This is a genomic window from Streptomyces viridochromogenes (assembly GCF_001270495.1).
GTDB classification, from domain to species: Bacteria; Actinomycetota; Actinomycetes; order Streptomycetales; family Streptomycetaceae; genus Streptomyces; species Streptomyces viridochromogenes_A.
The window spans coordinates 37,771-60,729 of the sequence record NZ_LGUR01000201.1; the positions used below are offsets into that span (position 1 = coordinate 37,771).

Genomic DNA, 22,959 nt, shown 5'->3' on the forward strand with positions numbered 1-22,959 from the left:
GGCCGCAGCGCTCGCATGTCCCGAGGATCAGAGGGCCGTGAAGGTCCACATCAGGTTGGTGCTGCTGCCGTCGGCCCACTGCTTGGTGATGGAGCCCGAGGAGACGTTGCCGCCGCCGTCGAGGACCAGGTCGGTGGTGCGGTTGGCGATCGAGTAGCTGTCGCCGCCGCGGTGGGTGATCTTCCACTGCTGGTTGGTGCCGCCGTTCCAGGCGGCCTGTCGGGCCGGAGAGCCGTTGTCGGTGGCGCCCCAGCCGTCGGCGACCATGCCGTTCGTGCGGTTGACCAGCCGGTAGTAGCCGCCTGAGACCGGCTCCACGTGCCACTGCAGGTTGTTGCTGCCGTCCCAGGTCCACTGCTTGAGGTTGGACCCGGAGGCGACGTTGCCGCCGCTGTCCAGGGCGAGGCCGTTGGTGACGTTGCTGATCCGGAAGTACGTCGCCGGGTTGAACTGGACCCTCAGCGAGGTGATCCGGTCGTTGTTGCCGGTGACCCTGAGGTCGGGGTTGTCGGCGGTGAAGGTCCACGCGGTTCCGGTGAAGTTGTCTCCGGAGCAGCCGATCACCTGGCAGCCGGGGGCCGGCCGGAGGGAGGAGAGGGTGGCCGCGCCCAGTCCGAGCGCGGTCAGGTCGGCCGCGGTGTGGTCGCCGAGGGGGAGCAGGGCGTAGTCGCCGGTGTAGTTGACGTCCTTGAAGCCGATGGCGCCGGCGAGCGGCCGCAGGCCCGGGATCGTGCCGGAGAACGAGAGCTTCAGGACGTAGGCGTTCGCGCTGTAGGGCGCCGAGGACGGCAGGGTGACCGTGAGGCCGGAGGAGTTCTGGGCCGGCGCGGGCAGATCGATGTAGGTGCCGGCGGTGGAGCCGAGGAGCTTGATCGAGGTCAGCGACGAGAGGTTGATCCGGTCCGAGCCGAGGGTCTTGATCGTCAGTGAGCTGCCCGGCCAGCCCAGGATGGTGGCGTACAGGACATTGTCGGCCTTGTTGCGGGTGAAGCGGATGTCCTGTGCCGTGCCGGCATGCGGGGTGGTGAAGGAGCCGCCGCCCATCTTCGTCGGGCCCTCGCCGTACGCCGTCCAGGCGCGGGTCGCGTACAACGACTCGCCGAAGCGCTTCAGGTGGTCCCCGATGCCCAGCAGGATGTCCTTCTGCGCCTGCGGGATGGTGCCGTCGGCCATCGGCGCGATGTTCAGCAGCACGTTGCCGTTCTTGCTGACCCGGTCGATGAACGAGTGCAGCATCTGCTGGATCGTGTAGTAGCCGATGCCCTGGGTGTAGCACCAACTGCTGCTGGAGATGCTGTCGTCGGTCAGCCAGTACGGGGTGGTGATGTCGGCCGGCCCGCCCCGCTCGAAGTCGAAGACCTCGCCCTTGCCGTGCATGCCGTCCTTGTACGTGGTGACGACCTCGCGGCCCCAGCTGTTCGCCTGGTTGTAGTAGTACGCCAGGAAGTTGAGGCGCTGTTGCTCGTCGACGGCGCTCAGGTTGAAGTCCTGCCACAGGATGTCCGGCTGGGCGCGGTCGACGACCTCCTTGAGCTTGTCGAACCAGAGCTGGTTCTCCGCGGTCGAACCCAGCTGCCCGTAGAGCTTCTTGAGGCTCGGGTCCGTCTGGGCGGGGACGTACTCGTAGAAGCCGGTGAAGTTGTACGCGTGATGCATGGCCACCAGCAGCTTGAGGCCCTTCGCACGGATGGCCGTGGAGAAGAGCTTCAGCAGGTCCAGCCCCGGGCCCTTCTTCACCGAGTTCCACTCGTTGACCTGGCTGTCCCACATCGAGAAGCCGTCGTGGTGCTCGGCGACCGGGCCGGCGAACCTGGCGCCGGCGTCGACGAACAGCTGCACCCACTCGTCGGGGTCGAACTTCCCGCCGGCCGACTTCAGCTTCGGCGCGAACATCACGAAGTTACCCGCCAGGTCCTGAGCACCGTTGATGAAGCTGTGGTACGGCCACGCCGACGGCTGGCCGTAGGTCGCGATGTGGTGCTGGTTGGCGCCGTCTCCGGCCCGGTACATGTTGCGCGGGTACCACTCGTTGCCGAAGGCGGGAACGCTGAAGACGCCCCAGTGGAAGTAGATGCCGAACTTCGCGTCCTGGAACCACTCCGGGGCCGGCGGGTGCTGGTCGACCGAGTCCCAGTCCGGTGTGTACGTGCTGGGCGCCGCCTGGGCGACGTTCGCGCCGAAGAGACCTCCGGCAACGGCGGCCGCGGCAACGCAGGTTGCGCCGGCCAGGAAGTGGCGTCTGTTGATCGAACTCGACATGGAGACATCCCTGATGCAGGAGGGGACAGGGGAATGCAGGGCGCCGCTTGTTACGCATGAAGGTCCGCCATGTCTCCGTGGGATGTCAACTGGCGTACAGGGATGAAAAGCCTTCTGTGGCCTGGTAATTGACTCCACTTGCACATTTTCTGGTGGAATTGAGACCATCGAAACATGGCATGTCTGTCGAGGTCTCGTGGCCGATTGGGACCGTCCATCGGCGATGATTGATGGGATGAATCTCGCGCCTTCGCGGTGTTCGGTATTGGTCCCGGACTGGCTGTGGGCTGGAGCCCACCTCACCCGACGACATCCTCGGCCACGCCGCCGTCCGCAAGGCCGGATCGGCAACCTCTACCGCGTCACCCCGGTCGACGACGCAGCAGCCGCCGTGGACGCGGCCTGGGAAGCCGGCCTGCGGTACTTCGACACCGCACCGCACTGCGGCCTCGGCCTCTCCGAACGCCGTCTGGGTGCCGCCCTGCGAGGCCGCCCGCGCGACGAGTACGTGATCTCCTCCCAGGTGGGCAGGCTGCTCGTGCCCAACGAGGAGCCGCGCGGCGTCGACACCGAGGGCTTCGTCGTACGGGACGACCTGCGCCGGCAGTGGGACTTCAGCCGGGACGGCGTGCTCCGCTCCATCGAGGACACGCTGGAGCGCACCGGCCTGGACCGCCTCGACGTCGTCTACCTGCACGATCCGGACGACCACTGGCCGGCAGGCCGCCGAGGAGGCCATGCCCACCTCGCCGAGCTGTCGGACCAGGGTGTGATCGGCGCGATCGGAGCCGGCATGAACCAGTCGGCGATGCTCGCCCGCTTCCTGCGCGAGACGGCCGCCGACGTGGCGATGCCGGCCGGCGCTGCACACTCCTGGACCAGTCGGCGCTGGACGACGTCCTGCCCGCCGCACGAGAACTGGGCAAGAGCGTGGTGGCGGTGGGGGTCTTCAACTCGGGACTGCTCTCCCGGGACCGGCCCGCCGAGGGCATGAAGTACGACTACCGCGACGCACCGCCAGCCCTGGTCGACCGCGCTCGGGCGATCGCCGAGGTCTGCGAGGCGCACGGGACCACCCTGCCCGCCGCCGCGATCGCCTTCCCGTACACGCACCCCAGTATCATCAACGTCACCCTCGGCATGCGGACTGCGGAACAGGTCGGACGAAACGTGCAACTCCATGATCAGCGCGTCCCTCACGGCCTCTGGGACGATCTTCGCGCTCAGGGGTTGATCCGGTCGGACGTGCTCGCGGGGCACGGTGGGGGGAGGGATGCGCGGTGTCTCTGACGGACAAGGCCATCGAGCAGATCCGTGAGCTGATCCGGACCGGTGCGCTGCCGCCCGGCTCGAGGCTCCCGCCGGAGCCGGACCTGGCCGCCCAGCTGGGACTGTCCCGCAACCTCGCCCGGGAAGCGGTCAAGGCGTTGGCCGTCGCGCGGGTCCTGGATGTCCGGCGGGGCGACGGCACCTATGTGACCAGCCTGCAGCCGAGCCTGCTCCTGGAGGGACTCGGGGGTGCGGTGGAGCTGCTCCAAGGTGACTCGGTCGCCCTGCAGGACCTCATGGAAGTACGGCGGCTCCTCGAACCGATGGCTGCGGCCCTTGCCGCCACCCGGATCTCCGACGCCCAGCTGGCCGAAGTGAAACGGCACCTGGACGCCATGCGTGAGGCCCACGACGACGTGGAGCAGCTCAACGCCCATGACGCCGCCTTCCACCGCGCCGTCGTCTCGGCCACGGGCAACGAGACCCTCCTCACTCTCCTGGAAGGGATCTCCGGCCGCACTCTGCGCGCCCGCATCTGGCGCGGTCTGGTCGACGACAAGGCCGCCGGCCGCACCCTGGCCGAGCACGAGGCGATCTTCAACGCGCTGTCCACCCGGGATGCCGCCCTCAGCCAGGCCGCCGCACTGCTGCACGTGAGCAACACCGAGCAGTGGCTGAGGGAACACCTGCGCTCGGCCGAGTCCTTCCCCGTCCGGACGACAGAGCGGAAGTGACGGGCGGGCGGCGCCGGCTCACTGGGTGTAGAAGGTGGCGTCCGCCCGGTCGGTCGTCGTATTGAGAGCCTGGACGTACAGCAGGTAGTTGTAGTGGCGGATGTAGCGGCCCGGGAAGTTGTACGACTCGTACGAGACCCCGGCGGAGTCGGAGAGGCCGGCCCGGGCCGTGAAGGAGGCGTCAGCGGCGAACAGCGACGTCCCGTCGTTCTTCTCTACCCACACCTCGTTGTTCTTGTGGCGCAGGAAGTAGCCGGGGAAGTTCGCCGACTCCAGGGAGACGGTGCCCGTGTCGGCGAGACCGGCGACGACGCGGAACTGCGAGTCGGCGAGCGGGGAGACGTTCGGCTCGATCTTGGCGCGGTACTCCCAGTGCCGGATGAACCGGTCGGGGAAGTTGTACGAGGAGAGCCGGACCGGGGTGAGGCCGTCGGCGACCGGGATGCCGAAGTCGGGCGTGCCGTCGGCCTTCCAGTAGATCTTCTGCACGCGGGTGCGGCGGTTGGGGTCGTTGAGCGGGGAACCGCTGATGTCCTTGTAGCTGCGGTCGTGGTAGACGAGGATGTCCGACTTGCCGTCCTCGGAGACCGTGAACTGGTTGTGCCCGGGGCCGTACTGGCTGGTGGCGGCGAAGCTGGCGAAGACCGGGCCGGTGCTCTTGGCCCACGACGAGGCGCTCAGCAGGTCGGCCGAGGCGGATGCGGTCAGCATGCCCATGCAGTAGTTGGCGTCGGTGGCACTGGCCGAGAAGGTTATGAAGACCTTGCCGCCCCGCTGGATCACGGCCGGGCCCTCGTTGACCGTCTCCCCTCCGGCGGTCTCCCACGAGGCGGTCGGCCGGCTGATCATGACCGGTGTGCCGGTGATGGTCCACGGGCTGGACATCCGCGCCACGTAGATGTTGGTGCCGCGGCCGACGGCCGGGTCGTTCTGCGCCCAGGAGAGGTAGCGGGTGCCGTTGACGGCGAAGGTCGTCGCGTCCAGGGAGAAAGTGTCCAGCGGCAGGGCGATACGGCCCTTCTCCGTCCAAGTGCCGGTGATCGGGTTCGCGGCCGTGCACTCCAGGACGTACGGCCGGATCCGCCAGATGTCGTTGGCGGCGCCGGCGGCGAAGTAGATGTACCACTTGCCGTCGATGAAGTGGATCTCCGGAGCCCAGATATGGGCGCCCATCTCACCGGTGGAGTGCTTCGTCCAGATGGTCGTCTCGGCGGCAGACATGAGCCCCTGGATCGTGGTGGCCCGGCGCAGCACGATCCGGTCGTACGCCGGGACCGTGGCGGTGAAGTAGTAGAGACCGTCCGTGTGCTTGAAGATGTGCGGGTCGGCCCGCTGCTCGGCGATGGTGTTCGTGTACGTCACACCGGGGGAGGCGGGCACGGCGGCGTGGGCGGTACCGGCCGAGACACCGGTGACGGTGGCGGCGGCCGAGCCGGCGATCATGCCGAGGACCGTTCGACGGGTGAGTGCAGGTCTCACGGAGTACTCCCTCTGGTGCTGGTACTGGTGCTGGTGGTGCGGCGGACGCCTCTTCACACATGGCCGATATATCGAACACCGTTCGTAAGCTCGGCCGGAAGATAAGTTCTGCACCTCTCTCCGTCAACACTCGTCACGCAAGTATCCGGAGCGTCTTCCCGCCGTCGAGAAGTGAGGCTCGCGCTGCTCCGGGTCGGATGTGTTGACGCGACCTGTTTGCCCCCTTAGTGTCTGCCCACTTCTGCGAACGCTGTTCGATATCACGTACGGGACCGTCTTTCGCCCGGTGTGGCATCTGCAGAACGACAGGAGATGTACATGCGCACGCTTCTCTCCCGGCTGGCGGCGATACTGGTCGCCGCCAGCCTGCTCTTCACAGGCCAAGTCCTGACCACACCGGACCGGGCGGCCGCCGCCGATCCCGGCTACCTGATGGTGCACTTCACCGGGGAGGGGGCGACCAACCAGCAGATGTACCTGTCCCACAGCACGGACGGTCTGCACTGGAACGACCTCAATGGCGGCGGCATGGTCCTGCGCTCCACGGTCGGTACGAAGGGGGTGCGCGACCCCGCATTCGTGAGATCTCCGACGGCAGCAAGTACTGGATCATCGCCACCGACCCGTGCTGGGGCTGCGGGTCGACCGTGGACGGCTCCATCAACAACGGCAGCCGCAGCATCGTGGTGTGGGAGTCGACAGACCTGGTCACCTGGTGGGAGCCGTGGCTGCTCAACGTCGCCGGCGCGATCCCCGACGGACGCAACGCATGGGCGCCCGAGGCGATCTGGGACCCCGAGACCAACGACTACGTCCTGTACTGGGCGACGAACGTGCCCTTCAACGGCGCGACGAAGCACCGCACCTTCTACGCCCGCACCAGCGACTTCCGCACCATCACCACCCCGCAGCTCTACATCGACCGCCCCGGCACCCAGGAGATCATCGACACCCAGATCATCGAGATGCCCTCCGGCGTCGGCAACTACCGCTACGTGCGGGCCTCCGGCGACGGGCAGATCACCCTCGAAGGCAGCAACTCGATCCTCGGCACCTGGACCAGGCTCGGTGACCTCGCATCCGCAAGGCCGTCCGCGCCCGCGGACATTTCCCCAATGAGGCCGCCGCGTTGAAGTGCGTCTACATGGCCCTGATGAGCCTGGACCCGACCGGGAAGGGTCGCAAACGGTGGACCATGCGCTGGAAGGCTCCACTCAACGCCTTCCAGATCGCCTTCGAGGGACGCCTCACCCCGAGCAACAACTGACCACTTAACAACCAAGATCAGCCGTTAAGTTGACACACCCCGGGTCAGTTCGTCACGCGGAAGGTGGCGTCGCTGCGTCCTGTCGCGGTGGTGATCGGGTCGAGGCGGAGTTGGTAGGCGTAGTGGCGGATGTATCGGTCGGGGTGGTTGTACGACTGGAAGGACGACCAGCTCGCGTCGGCGAGCCCCGCGACCTGCCGGAAGGTGGCGTCCGCGGCGAACTGGGCGGTGCCGTCGTTGCGGACCAGCTGGAAGTCGTATCCGGAGTGTCGCAGGAAGTACCCGCGGTAGTTCACCGATTCGAAGGAGACGGTGCCGGAGCCCGCCAGGCCGGGCCGCAGCCGGAACTGGGCGTCCGGGCCGGTGATGTTCTGGTCGATGCGCACGTCGAGGTTGGCGTGCCGCACGTACCGGTCCTGGAAGTTGTACGACTGGAGGCGCTGGGCGGGGATGTCGCTCCAGCGTGCGAGCACGCGGGACTCCTCGGCGGTCGTGAGGTTCAGGATCGAGCCGTGGCGCTTCTTCGTGACGCCCATGGAGTAGGTTCCCGACGCCGGAATCCGGTAGGTGCCGGGGGCGGAGGGGTTGGTCGTCGTGACCGGCATGTACCCGCGTCCGGAGGAGTACTGGTCGAGGTAGAGCGCCCACTCGTTGCGGTCGCGGAACTTCATCCACATCGGGCCCTCGACCTGGGAGCCGGTGAGGCCGATGCCGGAGAGGTTGCCGAGATTGGTCCAGGTTCCGAGGATCGAGTTGCTGCCTTCGAGGGTGATCTGCCCGTCGCCGGAGGCCCGCACATAGCGGTGGTTGCCGACGCCGGCCGGCATCTCGACGATCTGGGTGTCGATGATCTCCTGCATGCCGGGGCGGTCGATGTAGAGCTGCGGGGTGGTGATGGTGCGGAAGTCGCTGGTGTGGGCGTAGTAGATGCGGTGCTTCTTTACGCCGTCGACCGGCTTGTTCGTCGCCCAGTACAGGACGTAGTCGTTGGAGGCCGGGTCCCAGATCGCTTCCGGCGCCCAGGCGTTGCGTCCGTCGGGGATCGCGCCGGCGACGTTGAGCAGCCACGGCTCCGACCAGTTGATCAGGTCCGTCGACTCCCACACCACGAGGTTGCGGCTGCCGTTGTACACGGCGGCCTCCCAGTTCTGCCCGCAGCTGATGCACAGGTCGGTCGCGATGATCCAGTACTTGTCACCGTCCGGGGATCTCACCAGTGCGGGGTCGCGCACCCCCTTCGTGCCGACCGTGGAGCGAAGGGCAATTCCGCCGCCGTTGGGATCGGTCCAGTTCAGGCCGTCCGTGCTGTACGAGAAGTAGATCTGCTGACCGTTCGCCCCCTCCCCGATGAAGTGCGTCATCAGGTAGCCCGGGTCGGCGGCGGCCGCCCGGTCCGGTGTGATCAAGGCTTGGCCTGTGAAGAGCAGGCACGCGGCGAGCAGTATCGCCGACAGCCGGGCGCGAAGCGCGGACATGTATGTCTCCTGTCGTTCTGCAAAGGCCACCACCGGGCGCGCGGAAGGGGCCGACTGATTCCGGGTGCCGCATGTCTCCCGTGTGCGGTGTGCTTCGCCGTGGTGACGGCACGCTTGTCACCCGAGTGGGGCGGTCGGGTGCGGGGGCCGACCGAGCGGTTGTCGATGCGAGCGGGGTCTCGGTCTCCACTGCCGGGGAGGTGGAGCCTCCGTATCCGACTCCCTGTCCGCCGAGGTGAGTTGTCCGATAAATCGAACGGCGTTCGTAAAGTCGGGCAGACGCTAAGTGCGAGGAGCGGGATGCGTCAATACCTCCGGCAGCAGTAGCCCGTGGGACCTGAAAAGGTGTCGCAGTCGGTCAGCATGGCGTTCCATCGGAGCAGGCCTGGCTGACGCCCAGCGTGCCCCGGCCACCGAAGCCCCGCTCGATGAAGTTCACGTCGGCCGGCCGCCCACCCGGTGGTGACGGCGCCACCAGGGTGGCCGAATGGCCCGCCCGTAGCGTGGGGTTCGTACGGATCCGGGCCAACGCGGCCACCGGCGGGTACGCCAACATGGGCGGCGTCAGGATCGGCGGCCGGACGGCCAAGCCGGCCCTGGTCTCCACCACGCTGCCCGGCGACGGCACCGTCTACCGACCGTCACCAACACCGGCGATGGCTACTACAAGATCAAGGGTGTGGGCAGCGGCAAGCTGCTGGAGGTCGCAGTACAGACCGTGGAGATGCCCGCTGCCTCCACGGTCTGCCGTTCGCGCTCGAAGTCCCGGTCCCGGTGCAGGAGGGGCAGTCCCCGCAGCTTGGTCCGCTGTCGTGGGACTGCCCTCTTCCGACCGGACGTCTGCCTGTTACGGGAGCGTGGTCCACTTCTGGTTGTTCTGGCCGTTGCAGGTCCACAGGATGCCCGGGGTCCCGTTGGCGGTCCCGGCCCCGTTGACGTCGAGGCACAGCCCGGCATGGACGTTGCGGATCGACCCGTCGGAACCGACGGTCCACTTCTGGTTGTTCTGGCCGTTGCAGGACCAGATGATGACCGGCGTGCCGTTGGTGGTGCCCTGGTTGGAGGCGTCCAGGCACTTGTCGCCGTAGACGCGGATCTCGCCGCCGGCCCAGGTGGTCCACAGCTGGTTGGCGGCCGTGTGGCAGTCCCAGATCAGCGTCTTGGTCCCGGCCGCCGTGGCGGCACCGTCCACGTCCAGGCAGCGGCCGGACCCGGTACCGCGCAGGCGTGCGGTGGTGGAGGCCAGGGGGCTGCCGCCGGTCACCTTGAACACGGCGACACCGTGCGCGGGGACGCTGGCCGAGATCTGCCCGGAGGTAGTCGACGTGCCGCCGGTCCACAGGTCGGTGAGAGTGAACGAGCCGCCGGACAGGCCGACTTGTGCGGCCGTGGTGGTGACGGTCGCGGTGTTGCTGCCTCGGTTGAACAGGCCGACCGCGACGGAGCCGTCGGACAGGGGCTTGGCGAACACCTCGGTGTCGCCGTCGTCGCGGACTCGGCGTCCGCCCGCGCCCAGCGAGTCCTGGTTGACCGCGAGCAGGCGCGGGTTGCGCAGGATGGCGCTCACGTCGGCGGACATGGTGCGGATGTCGTTGCCGGCCATGAGCGGGGCACTCATGAGTGCCCACAGGGCGAAGTGGGAGCGGGACTCGGTCAGGGACAGGCCGGGGCGGCCGACGACCAGCATGTCGGGGTCGTTCCAGTGTCCGGGACCCGACTGCGCGGCGAGCGGGGCGGTGACGTCGAGGACGTTGCCGACGCCCATCGGGTAGCTGTTGGTGTTGTTGTTCTGCCAGATGTCGAGCAGGTCCTCGGTCGTCCGCCACAGGTCGGCGACCTCGCCCCAGTTGTACTTGTCGCCGGTGGGGGAGTGGAAGCTGTTGGGGTTGATGCTGTAGACGATCGGACGGCCGGTGGCGCGCAGGGCGTCCCGCATGATGGTGAACTGTGCGATCTGCTCGCTGAGGGTGCCGCTGCCGGAGCACCAGTCGTACTTGAGGTAGTCCACGCCCCAGGAGGCGAACGTGGTGGCGTCCTGGGCCTCGTGGCCCTTGCTGCCCGTGGAGCCGGGGTAGGTGCCCACGCCCTGGGCGCACGTTTTCTCGTTGGGGGCCTGGTAGATGCCGAACTTCAGGCCCTTGCTGTGGATGTAGTCCCCGAGCGCCTTCATGCCGCTGGGGAACTTGGTGGGGTTGGCCCGCAGGTTGCCGGCCGCGTCACGCTGCGGGTCGAACCAGCAGTCGTCGACCACCACGTACCGGTATCCGGCGTCCCGCATACCCGAGGACACCATCGCGTCGGCGGCCCCGCGGACCTGCGCCTCGGTGATCCCGCACCCGAAGCTGTTCCAGCTGTTCCAGCCCAGCGGAGGGGTGAGCGCGGGGCTGCCCGGTGCGGCCTCGGCGGTCGCGCCGACGGAGGCGGTGACGGTGGCGGTGAGCGTCAGTGCGGTGGCTGTGAGGAGACGCAGCAGTCGTCTGTGTATGGGGACCATGGGGGGTTCCTTCCTGGGAGACAAGGCGGAAGCAGTTTGTGACCGTGCCTGACAGGCACGGTCACAAGCTTCTGGTCGTGTGCCCGCGGGTCAGCGCTGCAGGGTGAGCAGGCCCGGCCGGTACGGCAGTTGCACGTAGGGGGTGTTCGACGGTGTGTTGGGGGACAGGCCCTGGTAGAGGAACTGCAGGTTGCAGGGGTCGATGGTCATGGTCTGGTCGGGGTTGTTGCGGACCAGGTCACCGTGGCTGATGCTGTTGGTCCAGGTGGCACCGCTGTTGGCCTTGCCCGCGAAGGGGTTGCTCTCGGTGGCGGCCTGCGGGGTCCACGGACCGTTCAGGCTGGAGGCCGTGAACGAGCGGAAGAAGCGGTCCTCATTCACACCGCGAGCCTCGACGATCATGAGGTACTGGTTCTGGCCCTGGACCTTGTAGACCTCCGGCGCCTCGAACAGGTTCTTCTCCGTGTCGGTCATGACCGTCGTGTACGACGAGCCGAAGCTGCTCGGGAAGCTCCCGATCGGCATGGTCGACCTGAAGATGCCGCCCTTGTCATTGGCGAAGAACAGGTACATGTTCTGGCCGTCACCGATCAGGGTCGGGTCGATCGGGCCGCCGGTGGGGAGGCTGCCGGTGAACAGCGGCTGCGGCGCGGACCAGCCGTTGGGGTTGGTGGGGTCGCTCGACGTGCGGTAGACGAAGGGCCATTGGGTACCCCACCCATTTGAGGCCAGCACCCAGATGTTCTTGGGCGCGAAGTAGAACAGTTTGGGCGCCACCGCCGACTGGCTCATACCGGTCTGGGTGGCTGTCGCCATGTCCGACCAGTTCGTGAAGGGGCTGAAGCCCATCGAGTGCCAATTGCCGTCGGAGTACGTCGCGTAGACCAGGTGCTTGCCGTTGATCGTCGCGGTGGTGAAGTCCTTCAGCGAGAGCCACCCGTTCCCCGGCTGCGCCAGCGGACCGGTCGAGCTCCACCGGTACGTCGACGGAAGAGAGCACGAGTTGGACGTCCCGGACAGGCCGGTCCACCTCTGGTTGCTGCTGCCGTTGCAGTTCCAGAGCTGCACCTCTGTGCCGTTGGCCGTAGCGCCGCCGCTGACGTCCAGGCACAGCCCGGACTCCACGGCGACGATCGTGCCGTCGGAGTTCACCCGCCACTGCTGGTTCGTACCGCCGTTGCAGGCCCAGATCACCGGCCGGGTCCCGGCCGTGGTGGCGTGGCCCGGTACATCCAGGCACTTGTTGCCGTACACGGTCAGCTGGTTGTTGTCCGTCAGCGTCCACTGCTGGTTGGTCCCGCCGTGGCAGTCCCAGATCTGCAGGTTCGTGCCGTCAGTCTGTGCGGCACCCGGTACGTCAAGACACCGGTTGGAACCGACACCGCGCACGGCGCCGGTGGTGGCCGCCTGAGCAGGGTTGGCGACGAGCGTCGCCGCCGACGCGACCAGGGCCGCGAGCACCAGGGACAGATGTCTGCGGCTGAAACGTAGTCTGCGCAATGCGGGCCTCATTCGTTGAGTGAGCGTTTCCGGTTCGGCCCCGTCAGAGGCTGTCCGGACTGTCGATGTGCTGCGCCTCAACCTCTTTTGTTCTCGATATCGAACGAAGGTCGAAAGGTCGAGCGTGGTGGAGGATGGAGACCGACCAGGATGTGCTTCCGCGGCGGCCTAGTTCCTCACGATGCGCCACCGGTTGTCGGCAGTGCCGTCGTCCGAGTCCTGGACTGCGAACGCGCCGACAGCGGTGGAGTTGTTCGCGATGGCGAGCAGCTTGCCGCTGTTCGCGTTGCGGATCTTGTAAGTCCCGTCTCCCTGGTCGAGTAGCGTCCATCGGTGGTCGGCGGTGCCGTTGTCCGACCACTGCAGGACGGTCGCGTCGTCTGCCGTGGACATGTCCTGGACGCCGAGCACCTTGCCGCTGTGGACATTGCGGAAGCGGAATCCGTTTCCGTCGGTGATCATGTACCAGTCGTGGTCGGCGGTGCCGTTGTCGGACCACTGCAGCGCGCGGCCACCGTCTGCCGTGGACATGTTCTGGATGCCCAGGAGGAGGCCGCTGCCCGCGTTGACGAGACGGACGCTGCCGGTGGTGTTCCAGTAGACGGTGTAGTTGTGGCCGTGCGCGTTGTGGAACGGGCCCAGGTTGACGGTGGAGCCGTTGGCGGTGGCGGTGAAGGCGAGCGAACTGCTGCTGGTCCGTGTGATCGAGGACGTGTTCAGCGACGGCAGGGAACTGAGCGAGGAGTCACCGTAGTTGCCGGACAGGACCACCGGGCCGTAGGTGATCGCGGCGACGTTCGCGTTGTCGTTGGCCGCTCGCATGACGACCCGCATGGGCAGGCGGACAGTCACCGTGTCGCCGGAGGTCCAGGAGCGGCTCAGGGTGGCGTAACTGCCGGGCGTGGTGGTGATGTTCTGCGCCGTGCCGTTGACGCTGATGGTGGCCCCGGTGGTCCAGCTCGGGATGCGGATGCGCATCGCCCAGGTTCCGCTGACGTTGCCGGTGACCTGCAGGGTCGTGGTGTCGCTGTTCGGGTACGACGTGGTCTGGGTGACCGTGATTCCGCGCTCCGACCAGTTGAGCACCGAGGGCACGAACATGTTCACGATCAGGGTGTTGTCACTGCGGAAGTAGATGGAGTCCATCAGCCTGGTGTGCATCTCCAGGCCCGTGCCCTGGCAGCACCAGAAGGTGCCGTAGTCGGTGCTCCAGGTGCCGCCGCCCCACGCCGGGCCCACACCGCGTCGGCCTCCTGGGTTGAGCGGGGTGAAATAGGTGACGTGGCCGTGGTCGTCGGCAGGGTTCTGCTGCCCGATCATCTGGTTCAGCCATGCCCGCTCGTAGTAGTCGAACAGCGCCACCCGGTTCGGGTCCAGGGCGAACAGTTCCCGGGTGAGGGTGAGCATGTTGAAGGTGTTGCAGCTTTCGCACGTGTCCTGGTTCAGGAAGCCGGCGATGGCGTTCGGGGCGCGGAAATGCTCCGCCTGGCTGTTGCCGCCGATGGCATAGGTGTGCGAGTTGACGGTGATGTTCCAGGCGTTGGTGGCGATGTCCCGGTAGTGGGTCGTGCCGGTGGCCTTGTACTCCCGGGCGGCCCCGATCCACTTGGGTACCTGGGTGTTGGCGTGCAGTCCGTTGAGCTGGTCCTGGTTGGACGCCAGCGGGTCGAACACCGCGGCGTGGTCGAACCGCCGGGCAACGGTGAGCCACCGCGCGTCGCCTGTCTGCTGGTAGAGGTCGGTCAGCACGGTGTTCATGCCGCCGAATTCGGTCTGCAGCATGGCCTGCATCTGCTGACCGCTCAGCCGGCCGGTGCGCAAGTCGACCCATCCGGCCAGGGCAAGCAGCACGTCACGGGCTTGTGTGCTGCCGATGTGGCGCCATACGTCCAGCAGGCCGACGAGTGTCTTGTGGATGGTGTAGTACGGCACGTTGCCGTTGGTCAGGTTCCGCTGCTCGAGAGCGGTGAAGTCGGACTCGGGGTAGCCGGAGAGGTACCCGGCGTTGAAACCGGCGGCGCTGTTGTTGGCCTGGCATTTGGCCAGCTCCGCGACCATGTGGGTTGCCTTGTCCCGGCAGGTGGTGTCCCCGGTCACGGTGTACAGCTGTGCCCATGCCGTGAGGAAGTGCCCTTGGACGTGGGTGCGGAAGGGGAACGTCGGCGCGTCCCAGCCGCCGTTGGCAGCCGCGCCGTTGGTGGACAGACGGTGGTTGGCGCGGAAGTTGTACAGCAGCCGGTCGACATCGACGAATCGCAGGTAGTTCTGTGTGCGGTTCTGGTTGTCCAGCCACCGACTTGCGGTGAGCCGGACCTGGCCGAGTTCGAAGGGGTGCGCCAAGACCCCGATGTCGGCCCTTGCGGGAGGAACGGCCGCCGCGTGGGCGGGAGATGCGCCCATGAAGGATCCCGTGGCAGATGCGGCGACCGTGGCCCCGGCTACTTGCAGCAGACGCCGTCTGCTGACGAAGGAAGACATCTTGCTCCTTTCGATGACGAGAGAGCGATTGCTTGGTCGTTGACACCCGGCGAGACTTCCGCCTCCACTCCTCAGGGTCCCTAGCCGGTGACGCGATGGAAGGTCCATCGCTGGTTGGAACTGCCGACGTCGCGGTATTGGATCAGCGCGACACCGTCGGCCGTACTGCCTCCCTTGACGTCGAGCACCTTGCCGCTGTTGCGGTTGACCAGGACGAACTCGCCCCCGGTCTGCGGGCGCAGCTGCCACTGCTGGCTCGTCCGGCCGTCGGCGGTCATCTGCACGACCGCCGCGCCGTCCGTCGTCGAGGACCCCGCCACGTCGAGCACCTTGCCGCTGCGGACACAGGCGATGGTGTGGTAGCCGTCCCCCGAGGACTGGAAGGCCCACTGCTGGTTCGACGCGCCGGTGTCGGGCCACTGGATGACGGCGGCGCCGTCCGCGTTCGACGCACGGTAGAGTTCGGCGACCTTGCCGCTGCGCACGCTGACGCACGTGTAGACCTTGGTGGGCGCGATGGTGTACTGCACCGAGTCGACGTCGACGTAGCCGGTGCTGTTCGGGTTGTAGGTGTAGAGGCCGACCCGGTCACCGCGGTATCCGCCCCAGGTGAGCTGGTAGGTGCCGCTGAACGAGGAAAAGACGTTTCCGTCGAGGCTGTAGGAGAACCGGCTGACTCCGTTGACGTCCCAGGTGGTGCGCAGCCACACGGCGTTCTGCGTGATCGCCGGACCGTAGGTCAGAGTGCCGTCGGCGTTGTGCGCGATCGTGGTGGTGGTCCCGGAGCGCCGGACGCCCAACCCGGCGTAGGTGGCGGCGTAGTGGCACAGCCCGGCGTGCTGGCCGTCGGCGAGCCCGGCCAGTTCCAGGCGGACGGTCACCGTCGCGCCGCCCGCCGTGCGCAGCACCCGCTGGGTGAGGGTGTTCCCCACCTTGGTCAGGTTGTCGGCCACCAGCGGGGCGAACGCCTTCAAGCGAAGGTAGCCGAGGCGTTCGGTCAACGACCACCGGTCCGCGCGCGGCTGGTAGTTCCACTCCCACTGCGGCCCCAGACGGGTGTCGGTGAACAGGTCGCTGGTCACCACGGGGGGGCAGCGCGTCGACCGGTATACCGGGCGTGCCGCCGACGGGCACCCGGCCGGTCCACACCATGGTGCCGATGCCGTCCGCGCCCACCTCGCCCAGGATCGGCCAGCCGTCCACCCAGGTCACCGGCAGCAGGGAGAGCACGCGCCCCTCCCAGCGTCCGGTGCCGTGATGGGTGATCCAGTACCAGGCGCCGTCCGGAGCCTGCACCAGCCCGCCCTGGTTGGGCTCGCGGTCCACCGAGGGGGAGACGTGCTGCAACTGCCGGGTCTCGAACGGGCCGTAGAGACTGGAGCCGCGGTTCATCATGACCACCCGGCCCTCGGACTCCACCTCGCTGAACAGGTGGTAGTAGACACCGCTGATCTTGTACAGCTTGTTGGCCTCGCTGCCCCGCGACTGGTGGATGACCGTGGACGGGCCGACCAGCGACTTGCCGTCCTCGGACAGCTTGAACAGGTGCACCTTGTAGCTGTCCGCGTAGTGCGTGGTGACCAGGTAGCCCTGACCGTCGTCGTCCCAGAACGGGCACACGTCGTTCCAGCCGGAGATCCGCCACAGTGAGTGCAACGGCTCCCACGGCCCGGCCGGCGACGAGGCCGACGTCATGAAGAAGCCCTCGTCGGGCGTGTTGAAGTACAGCCAGTACCGCCCCGCGTGGAAGCGGAGGGCGCCGGCCCACACGCCACGGCCGTAGCGGTTCATCCGGTCCCAGTTCAACTCCGGTCCGATCCGGGTGACATCGTCGACCGCGCCGCCGAGCGTGCGCCAGTTGACCAGGTCCTTCGAGTGCAGGACGGCCATGCCGGGCGAGTACCCGAACGTGCTGGTGATGCCGTAGTAGTCGGAGCCGACCCGGATGCAGTCCCAGTCGCTGAAGTCGCCCGGGAGGATGGGATTGACGTAGGTGCCGTCGCCCTGGTCGCCCCACGTGCCGGCCGGAGGTACGGCCGCCGCCGCCCTGCTCGGGGGTAGCAGGCCCGGCAGCACGAGCGCCCCGGCGCCGACCGCGGCGAGCCGGCCGAGCTGTCGTCTGGTGATGTCCAAGAACCGTCCTTTGTCAGAAGTCATCGCGTGGACGGGCGGTTTTCCCACGCGAAACGCCGCCTGGACCTCGAGGGCGTCGAAGTCCGGTGTCCAGGCGGTGGGGTTGGGGAAGGGCTCGCGCCTGGAAAGCGCGCGGTTCGGGGCATGGGGGGTGGGTTCCTTCCGGAGGCGGGACCGCTCTCGCACCGCGAATGACCGATATTCCGAACGTGGGTCGAATTGCCGGACGGGGCCGGCGCCGAACGTAAAGGGTGTCCCGTACGGAAGTCAACGTGTGTGACAGTGCGGCTTCTTCGATATCCGGGCGGCGCGAAATGCACCGAACGGTACTCGTCGGAAACATTGACGGAACCGCGGCCCAAACCTATCTTCTGCTCGAAGTTCCGCACGCTGGTCGTTATTTCGAACAATCGCATCCCTCGTCACGGCGATCGGCCCAGCGGACTGGCCGAGCCCGGAGGAAGAGTTGAACAGAACCGTAAGAAAGCTGCTCGCCCTGCTGGGCCCGCTGCTGCTGGTCCTGCTGGGCGGCGCCGTCTTTGAGGGCACCGCCTCCGCCGCCGCCCCGCCGGCCGGGCAGGCCACGCGGTACACGATGACCGCGTTCACCAACAGCAGTGAGTCGAACCTGTATGTGTACGACTCGCCGGACGCCACCGGATTCGCCCTGCAGAAAGGCCCCGCCTACACCCCGCCGTCCGGGCTGATCCGGGACCCCAGCATCTTCAAGCACACCGACGGCTACTACTACCTCACTTACACCACCAACTGGACGGGGAACACGATCGGTTTCGCCCGGAGCACCGACCGGGTGAACTGGACGTTCCTGTACAACTACACGATCCCGATCAGCGGGCTGACCCGCACCTGGGCGCCTGAGTGGTTCATCGACACCGACGGCAGCGTCAACGTCATCGTGTCCCTGACGGCGGCGAGCACCGCCACCCACTTCACCGCCTACAAGATCACGGCGACCAACGCAGCGCTGACCACCTGGTCCGCGCCCACCCAGCTGTCCGGTATCGGCCCGAACTACATCGACACCTTCATCGTCAAGGTCGGCTCCACCTACCACGCGTTCACCAAGAACGAGACGACGAAGTACATCGAGTACGCCACCGCCTCCAGCCTCACCGGCCCCTACACCCTGCGTAAGACGGGCGACTGGGCCGGCTTCGGCGACTGGGTCGAGGGTCCGGCCCTGGTCCAGCTCGACAACGGCGGCTGGCGCATCCACTACGACGGCTACCGCGCCGGGAAGTACTGGTACAGCGACAGCTACGACAACTTCGCCACCTGGTCCGCGCCCACCGAGGTGCCCGGGCTGTCCGGCTTCATCCGCCACGCCACCGTGCTGAAGGAGACAGTCCCCGGCGGTGTCACCCTGCCCACCAACGCCACCAGGTCGCTGCGGTCGGTCAACTACCCCGACCGGTACGCCGTGGCACGCTCCGACAGCCTCGGCTACATCGACCCGGTGAGCACCTCCAGCAGCGCCGCCGTCAAGCAGAGCGCCACCTTCACCGTCGTACCCGGCCTCGCCGACGCCAACTGTTACTCCTTCCGCGACTCCTCCGGCCGCTATCTCCGCCACTGGGACTTCCGGGTCCGCTTCGACAGCAGTAATGGCACCGACACCTTCAAGAAGGACGCCACCTACTGCGCCCGCCCGGGCAGCGCCTCCGGCTCCGTCCGCCTGGAGTCTTACAACTACCCCGGCCGCTACATCCGCCACTACAACTACTCCCTGCGCGTGGACCCCTACCAGAACACCGACACGTTCCGCGCCGACAGCTCCTTCACGGTGGTCAGCCCCTGGGCCTGACCTGTCCGCGATGTTCTCCCGGGATCTGAGCCCGGAGAGGGCTCAGATCCCGGGCTCGGGGTTCATCCGGTGGTCAGAGTGGTCCACTTCTGGTTGGAGCCGCCGTTGCAGTCCCACAGCACGAGCTGTGTGCCGTCGGCCGTGGAGGAGCCCGGAGCATCGAGGCAGCGGCCGGAGGTGGGGTTGCGGTATCCGCCGTTGTAGGGCTGCCAGACCTGGTTGGCACCGCCGTGGCAGGTCCAGAGCTGCACCTTGGTGCCGTTGGCGGTGGCCCCGTCGGCGGTGCTGGCTGCAGGCTGCCCGGAGTGTTGTTTCGCGCCGTCTGCCTGTCGATTTCCGTGAGTACCCTGTCCAGGCAATCGCGGGCTTCCTGCCAGGTGGGAAAGGCCGGTCGTTTCTCTTTCCCCGAGCAGTCGGCGTACCGGGCCTGCCAGCGATGGCCTCGACCGTGGTCCGCAGACGGATACCGAGGCTGCTGCGGCGTGCCGCATTTGCACGGCGCGTCACCGCGTTCTGGTTTCGGATATGTCTTGTGCCAGCGATCGAACGGCTCTCTTTGTTTGCTCATGTGCCCGGCGTAGATGTTGTTGTGTCAGGTTGAGGGGTGGCGACTTGGCTGCGGAGGCGTTTTTCTCTGGACGACGGCGATCAGTGAGCCTCTTTCATCCTGTGCTGCAGGGGTGAAATGGGCTGGTCAACAGGGGTGGTGACGTGGCAGAGCCCCTCGTCGTTGGCGTGGTGATCTCACTCATCACACCGGCGGCCGAGGGGCTCTGTTGGTTCCGTATCCTTCCAATACGGGGTGTCAGCCCGAACCGGAGGCTCTGAAGGGGTCTTCGCGGAAGGCCGGCTGTTCGATCGAGCGCAGTGGCTGCGGGACTTCGGTGGATGCTTTGTATCCTTCCGGCTCAGCGAAGCCCAAGCATGGACGGGCACCTCTCGGTGATCTGTGGCTGCTGCCCTCGCTCGGGTGCGGTGGATCCGTGGGTGCCGGGGGGACGCTTCGACTACTTCCGGCTCATGAAGCCTTTTGTAGGGACCGGCGCCTCCCGGCGCGCTCGGATCTGCCATCACCCGAGCGGGCGTGTACTCGTGGCGCTTGTGATGCGGGCCCGCTGCACGGTGACCCCTCGAATTTCGGCGCCAGACGCCTCAAGACGGACCTGACGGTGTTGCGGGCCAGCCCCAGCTCACGGCCGATCGCTCTCAACCCAACTCCCTTGTCGAGAAGGGCATGGACGGCGGAGTGCTGTTCTCGGATCCGGTCGGAAAGCCTACCGGCTGTCCGCGGTCCCGCTGCGGAGATCGGTTCGAACTCCAGCGTCTCCATGGCCGCAGAGACCTGGACCGCGGCGGAGTCGTGCGGTTCGCGGAGCAGGGCGCGATGCTGGACGACGGTCTTCTCGACGGCCTCGGCGAGGTTCGACCAGATGTGCCACCGATCCGCGACATGGACTGCCTCCGGGGCACCGATTCGCGCGGCCTCGGCATGGGCGGCGGAGCGGTCTCGGCAGATCACTTCGACTCCAGGGTGATCGGCGAGCCACCGGGCCACCGTCGATATCGTGCGGTCCGGCGGCAGGTCGACGGGTCGACGGGTCTCAATGTCGATCAGGATCGTGCCGTAGTTGTGCACCTTGCGCAGCGCGAACTCGTCCACCCCAAGGACACGCGGCGTCGTCGTCGGGCTCCGGCAGGCGGCGAATCAGCCGCAGCAGCGTCGACCTGCTCACCCCAGCCGTCAGGGTTTGCGACAAGCGGGCGCCAGCCCGACCGGCCAGCATCACCGCCAGGCGTTCGAGGACTGTCTGCAGACCGGTACTTCGCCGCCCGTGCCGGAAGGCGAGCCCGTCGACCTGCTCGGCGAAGATCGCCTGGCGACAAGCGCGTTCACGGCAGCGGAACCGAGCACCTGTAACATAATCAACACCGGACGACCGCCGACCGCGCTGTCGGCGAGCCGACGTACGTACCGGCTGTGAACCCGGGACGACAGTGTCCCGCACGCCGGACACGCAGCCTGCTCAGCACCCGTCCGAGCCCGCACAGTCACCAACTCGCCATCACACGGCGTTTTCGACCTCTACACCCTCGACCCGGTGGAACCACAGGTCCTGGAGGAGCACATCACCCACGGCCGTTCATGATCGCGGTTTCGGTGACCCTCCGGGCCCTGGCACTGAAAGTGATCCAGAGCCAGGATTCGAGCGACGCCGAGACGTGATCCGGGTCGGACCTATGTCAGCCGTTCTCCACGTCGGCGGCTGTGAAGTTGTCGAGCATCGCTGCTGACGCCGAGAAAGCCCGACGGTGCGGTGACGCAGGCGCTGCGACAGCTCGGGCTTCCACCGGCACCGCGCGGTTACATGCAACGGCGGCACGTGAGGCACCGTCGCCACGAGACATGACGGGGCAGTCGTGTCAGGCCGGTTGCCAGATCTGAGCGAGTGCCGAGGCGGTGAGGAGTTGTTCGGGGTGCCCCTGTCCTGCCAGGTGGCCGTCGCGGAGCAGGAGGCAGGCGTCCGCCGAGCGTGCGGCTTCGAGGTCATGGGTGGCGTGGACGACGGTCACCCCATCGGCGACCAGCTCCGTCAGCAACGCGGTGATTCGATCTTTCGCATCGAGGTCGAGTCCCGTGGTCGGTTCGTCCAGGAGGAGCAGATCTGACTCCTGGGCGAGTCCTTGGGCGATCAGGGCGCGCTGCCGCTGTCCGCCGGACAGTTCTCCGAGTTGACGGGTGGCGAGGTCGGTGATGCCGAGCCTCTCCATGGACTGGTCCACGGTGGCGCGATCCTGTCGGGTCAGTCGGCGCCACGGTCCGCGGTCGCCCCAGCGCCCCATCTCCACCGTCTGCCTGACTGTCAGCGGCAGTACGTCAGCGACGGCGCTGCGCTGCGGGACGAACGCCGACGGCCGGTTGCCGACGTGGTGGAGTCGGCCTGATGTGGGTTGGATCACTCCGGCAATTACGCCGAGCAGGGTCGACTTCCCGCTTCCGTTGGGGCCGACGAGTGCGGTGACCGCCAACGCCGGTATTTCCGCGTCGAGTTGATGCAGGACGGGGCGGCCGGGGTATCCGGCGGAGAGCTCCGTGAAGCGGACCCGGAGCGTCCTGGCCTCGGTGAGGGCGGGAGGGGGCCCCTGCGTTTTGAACATGGTTTTCATTATAGTCTGCTTACATGGAGTGGTTGACGGGTCCCTTCGAGGTGACCTTCGTGCAGAGGGCGCTGTGGGGCGGGATGTTGGTGTCGGCGATCTGTGCCCTGGCCGGCACCTGGGTGGTGCTCAGAGGGATGGCCTTTCTCGGTGACGCCATGTCGCACGGGCTGCTGCCGGGAGTCGCGCTCGCCGCGCTGTTCGGCGGCAACCTGCTGCTGGGGGCGGTGCTGAGCGCGGCCGTCATGACGGCCGGCGTCACAGCCCTCGGCCGCACTCCGAGGCTGTCTCAGGACACGGGTATCGGCCTGCTGTTCGTGGGGATGCTGTCGCTCGGTGTCATCATCGTGTCGCGGTCGCAGTCCTTCGCGGTCGACCTGACCGGGTTCCTCTTCGGTGACGTCCTCGCCGTCCGTGAGCAGGACCTGGTGCTGCTGGGCGTGGCGTTGCTGCTCGCGCTGGTCGTCTCGGTCCTCGGTCACCGGGCCTTCCTGGCCCTGGCGTTCGATCCGCGCAAGGCCCGGACGCTCGGGTTGCGCCCCCGCCTGGCTCACGCCGTGCTGCTCGGCCTGCTTGCGCTGGCCATCGTCGCCTCCTTCCACATCGTGGGAACGCTGCTGGTCCTGGGCCTGCTCATCGCCCCGCCGGCCGCAGCGCTGCCCTGGGCGCGCAGTGTGCGGGGTGTCATGGCCCTCGCGGCGCTCCTCGGCGTCACCGCCACCTTCGGTGGCCTGCTGCTGTCCTGGCACCTGAGCACCGCGGCCGGCGCGACCGTCTCGGCCCTCGCGGTGAGCCTGTTCTTCCTCTCCCATCTGGCATCCGCTCTTCGTCACCGCCGCCGTGCGCGCCTCCTCGGCGCTCACGTCACAGCGACCGACTGAAAGAACCTG

The 22,959-nt window shown here is 67.3% G+C and carries 15 protein-coding genes and 5 pseudogenes; 8 read left to right on the forward strand and 12 right to left on the reverse strand.

What is annotated here, in order from left to right; translation table 11 throughout:
* Positions 1–27: 27 nt before the first annotated feature.
* Positions 28–2,259, reverse strand: a complete 2,232-nt coding sequence (locus ADK36_RS23075; protein WP_053198827.1) for an alpha-L-fucosidase — start codon at positions 2,257–2,259, stop codon at positions 28–30.
* A gap of 235 nt (positions 2,260–2,494) precedes the next feature.
* On the opposite strand from ADK36_RS23075, the gene ADK36_RS51490 reads away from it, so the two are divergent.
* The 3 genes from ADK36_RS51490 to ADK36_RS23085 are packed head-to-tail and all read left to right on the forward strand — an operon-like array spanning position 2,495 to position 4,262.
* Positions 2,495–3,253, forward strand: coding sequence for an aldo/keto reductase (locus ADK36_RS51490; protein ID WP_425315473.1), 759 nt, complete (start codon positions 2,495–2,497; stop codon positions 3,251–3,253).
* A complete protein-coding gene (locus ADK36_RS51495) occupies positions 3,199–3,549 on the forward strand; it encodes a hypothetical protein (RefSeq protein WP_425315474.1) in 351 nt (116 codons plus the stop codon). Before ADK36_RS51490 ends, ADK36_RS51495 begins: the two co-directional genes overlap by 55 nt.
* Positions 3,540–4,262, forward strand: coding sequence for a FadR/GntR family transcriptional regulator (locus ADK36_RS23085; RefSeq protein WP_053198828.1), 723 nt, complete (start codon positions 3,540–3,542; stop codon positions 4,260–4,262). The genes ADK36_RS51495 and ADK36_RS23085 overlap by 10 nt, the downstream gene beginning before the upstream one ends.
* Positions 4,263–4,280: 18 nt before the next feature.
* On the opposite strand, the gene ADK36_RS23090 is transcribed toward ADK36_RS23085, so the two are convergent.
* Complete coding sequence (locus ADK36_RS23090) at positions 4,281–5,705, reverse strand: family 43 glycosylhydrolase (RefSeq protein ID WP_053198830.1); 1,425 nt, start codon at positions 5,703–5,705, stop codon at positions 4,281–4,283.
* Positions 5,706–6,059: 354 nt separating this feature from the next.
* Between ADK36_RS23090 and ADK36_RS48080 the strand changes: the two are divergent.
* Positions 6,060–6,820: pseudogene (locus ADK36_RS48080) on the forward strand (glycoside hydrolase family 43 protein); the annotation flags it as partial.
* Positions 6,817–7,008: pseudogene (locus ADK36_RS46500) on the forward strand (IS256 family transposase); the annotation flags it as partial. The pseudogenes ADK36_RS48080 and ADK36_RS46500, both read left to right, overlap by 4 nt.
* A 44-nt stretch (positions 7,009–7,052) precedes the next feature.
* On the opposite strand, the gene ADK36_RS23100 reads toward ADK36_RS46500, so the two are convergent.
* Complete coding sequence (locus ADK36_RS23100) at positions 7,053–8,483, reverse strand: glycoside hydrolase family 43 protein (RefSeq protein WP_053198832.1); 1,431 nt, start codon at positions 8,481–8,483, stop codon at positions 7,053–7,055.
* A gap of 461 nt (positions 8,484–8,944) precedes the next feature.
* On the opposite strand from ADK36_RS23100, the pseudogene ADK36_RS50315 reads away from it, so the two are divergent.
* Positions 8,945–9,192, forward strand: a pseudogene (locus tag ADK36_RS50315) (alpha-L-fucosidase); the annotation flags it as partial.
* Positions 9,193–9,330: 138 nt separating this feature from the next.
* On the opposite strand, the gene ADK36_RS23105 reads toward ADK36_RS50315, so the two are convergent.
* The 5 genes and pseudogenes from ADK36_RS23105 to ADK36_RS50325 all read right to left on the reverse strand — a co-directional run.
* Positions 9,331–10,977 (reverse strand): glycoside hydrolase family 27 protein, encoded by a 1,647-nt coding sequence (locus tag ADK36_RS23105; protein WP_048584599.1) that lies wholly within the window; start codon positions 10,975–10,977, stop codon positions 9,331–9,333.
* A 90-nt stretch (positions 10,978–11,067) separates the two neighbouring features.
* Entirely contained in the window at positions 11,068–12,489 is a 1,422-nt protein-coding gene (locus ADK36_RS23110; protein WP_048584598.1) for a non-reducing end alpha-L-arabinofuranosidase family hydrolase, read from the reverse strand.
* Between the two features lie 156 nt (positions 12,490–12,645).
* A complete protein-coding gene (locus tag ADK36_RS23115; RefSeq protein WP_053198834.1) occupies positions 12,646–14,955 on the reverse strand; it encodes a beta-L-arabinofuranosidase domain-containing protein in 2,310 nt (769 codons plus the stop codon).
* Positions 14,956–15,035: 80 nt separating this feature from the next.
* Positions 15,036–16,037, reverse strand: a complete 1,002-nt coding sequence (locus ADK36_RS50320) for an RICIN domain-containing protein (protein WP_234329836.1) — start codon at positions 16,035–16,037, stop codon at positions 15,036–15,038.
* A 166-nt stretch (positions 16,038–16,203) separates the two neighbouring features.
* A pseudogene (locus tag ADK36_RS50325) lies at positions 16,204–17,112 on the reverse strand (glycoside hydrolase 43 family protein); the annotation flags it as partial.
* Positions 17,113–17,554: 442 nt separating this feature from the next.
* Between ADK36_RS50325 and ADK36_RS23125 the strand changes: the two are divergent.
* Complete coding sequence (locus tag ADK36_RS23125) at positions 17,555–18,913, forward strand: glycoside hydrolase family 43 protein (protein ID WP_048584596.1); 1,359 nt, start codon at positions 17,555–17,557, stop codon at positions 18,911–18,913.
* A gap of 62 nt (positions 18,914–18,975) precedes the next feature.
* Here ADK36_RS23125 and ADK36_RS23130 read toward each other — a convergent pair.
* From ADK36_RS23130 to aztA, 4 genes and pseudogenes are all read right to left on the reverse strand, one after another.
* Positions 18,976–19,188, reverse strand: a pseudogene (locus tag ADK36_RS23130) (ricin-type beta-trefoil lectin domain protein); the annotation flags it as partial.
* Positions 19,189–19,931: 743 nt separating this feature from the next.
* Positions 19,932–20,573 carry a transposase gene (locus ADK36_RS23135; protein ID WP_053084730.1) on the reverse strand — a complete coding sequence of 214 codons (642 nt, stop codon included), beginning with the start codon at positions 20,571–20,573 and terminating at the stop codon, positions 19,932–19,934.
* Between the two features lie 123 nt (positions 20,574–20,696).
* On the reverse strand, positions 20,697–20,966 hold the full coding sequence (locus ADK36_RS51500) for a transposase family protein (protein ID WP_425315475.1): 270 nt from the start codon (positions 20,964–20,966) through the stop codon (positions 20,697–20,699).
* Between the two features lie 368 nt (positions 20,967–21,334).
* The gene (gene aztA, locus ADK36_RS23140) at positions 21,335–22,078 is read right to left on the reverse strand and encodes a zinc ABC transporter ATP-binding protein AztA (protein WP_048584595.1); all 744 of its coding nucleotides are present in this window, start codon (positions 22,076–22,078) and stop codon (positions 21,335–21,337) included.
* Between the two features lie 14 nt (positions 22,079–22,092).
* On the opposite strand from aztA, the gene aztB reads away from it, so the two are divergent.
* Entirely contained in the window at positions 22,093–22,950 is an 858-nt protein-coding gene (aztB, locus tag ADK36_RS23145) for a zinc ABC transporter permease AztB (RefSeq protein ID WP_048584594.1), read from the forward strand.
* The last annotated feature ends 9 nt before the right edge of the window (positions 22,951–22,959 follow it).

Bases quoted from the DNA above. Each gene is read 5' to 3' on its own strand.
- ADK36_RS23090 (WP_053198830.1), bottom strand. From the start codon at position 5,705: ATGATCGCCGGCTCGGCCGCCGCCACCGTCACCGGTGTCTCGGCCGGT.
- ADK36_RS51490 (WP_425315473.1), top strand. From the start codon at position 2,495: ATGAATCTCGCGCCTTCGCGGTGTTCGGTATTGGTCCCGGACTGGCTG.
- ADK36_RS23110 (WP_048584598.1), bottom strand. From the start codon at position 12,489: ATGAGGCCCGCATTGCGCAGACTACGTTTCAGCCGCAGACATCTGTCC.
- aztB (WP_048584594.1), top strand. From the start codon at position 22,093: ATGGAGTGGTTGACGGGTCCCTTCGAGGTGACCTTCGTGCAGAGGGCG.
- ADK36_RS23115 (WP_053198834.1), bottom strand. From the start codon at position 14,955: ATGTCTTCCTTCGTCAGCAGACGGCGTCTGCTGCAAGTAGCCGGGGCC.
- ADK36_RS23075 (WP_053198827.1), bottom strand. From the start codon at position 2,259: ATGTCGAGTTCGATCAACAGACGCCACTTCCTGGCCGGCGCAACCTGC.
- aztA (WP_048584595.1), bottom strand. From the start codon at position 22,078: ATGAAAACCATGTTCAAAACGCAGGGGCCCCCTCCCGCCCTCACCGAG.
- ADK36_RS23105 (WP_048584599.1), bottom strand. From the start codon at position 10,977: ATGGTCCCCATACACAGACGACTGCTGCGTCTCCTCACAGCCACCGCA.
- ADK36_RS23100 (WP_053198832.1), bottom strand. From the start codon at position 8,483: ATGTCCGCGCTTCGCGCCCGGCTGTCGGCGATACTGCTCGCCGCGTGC.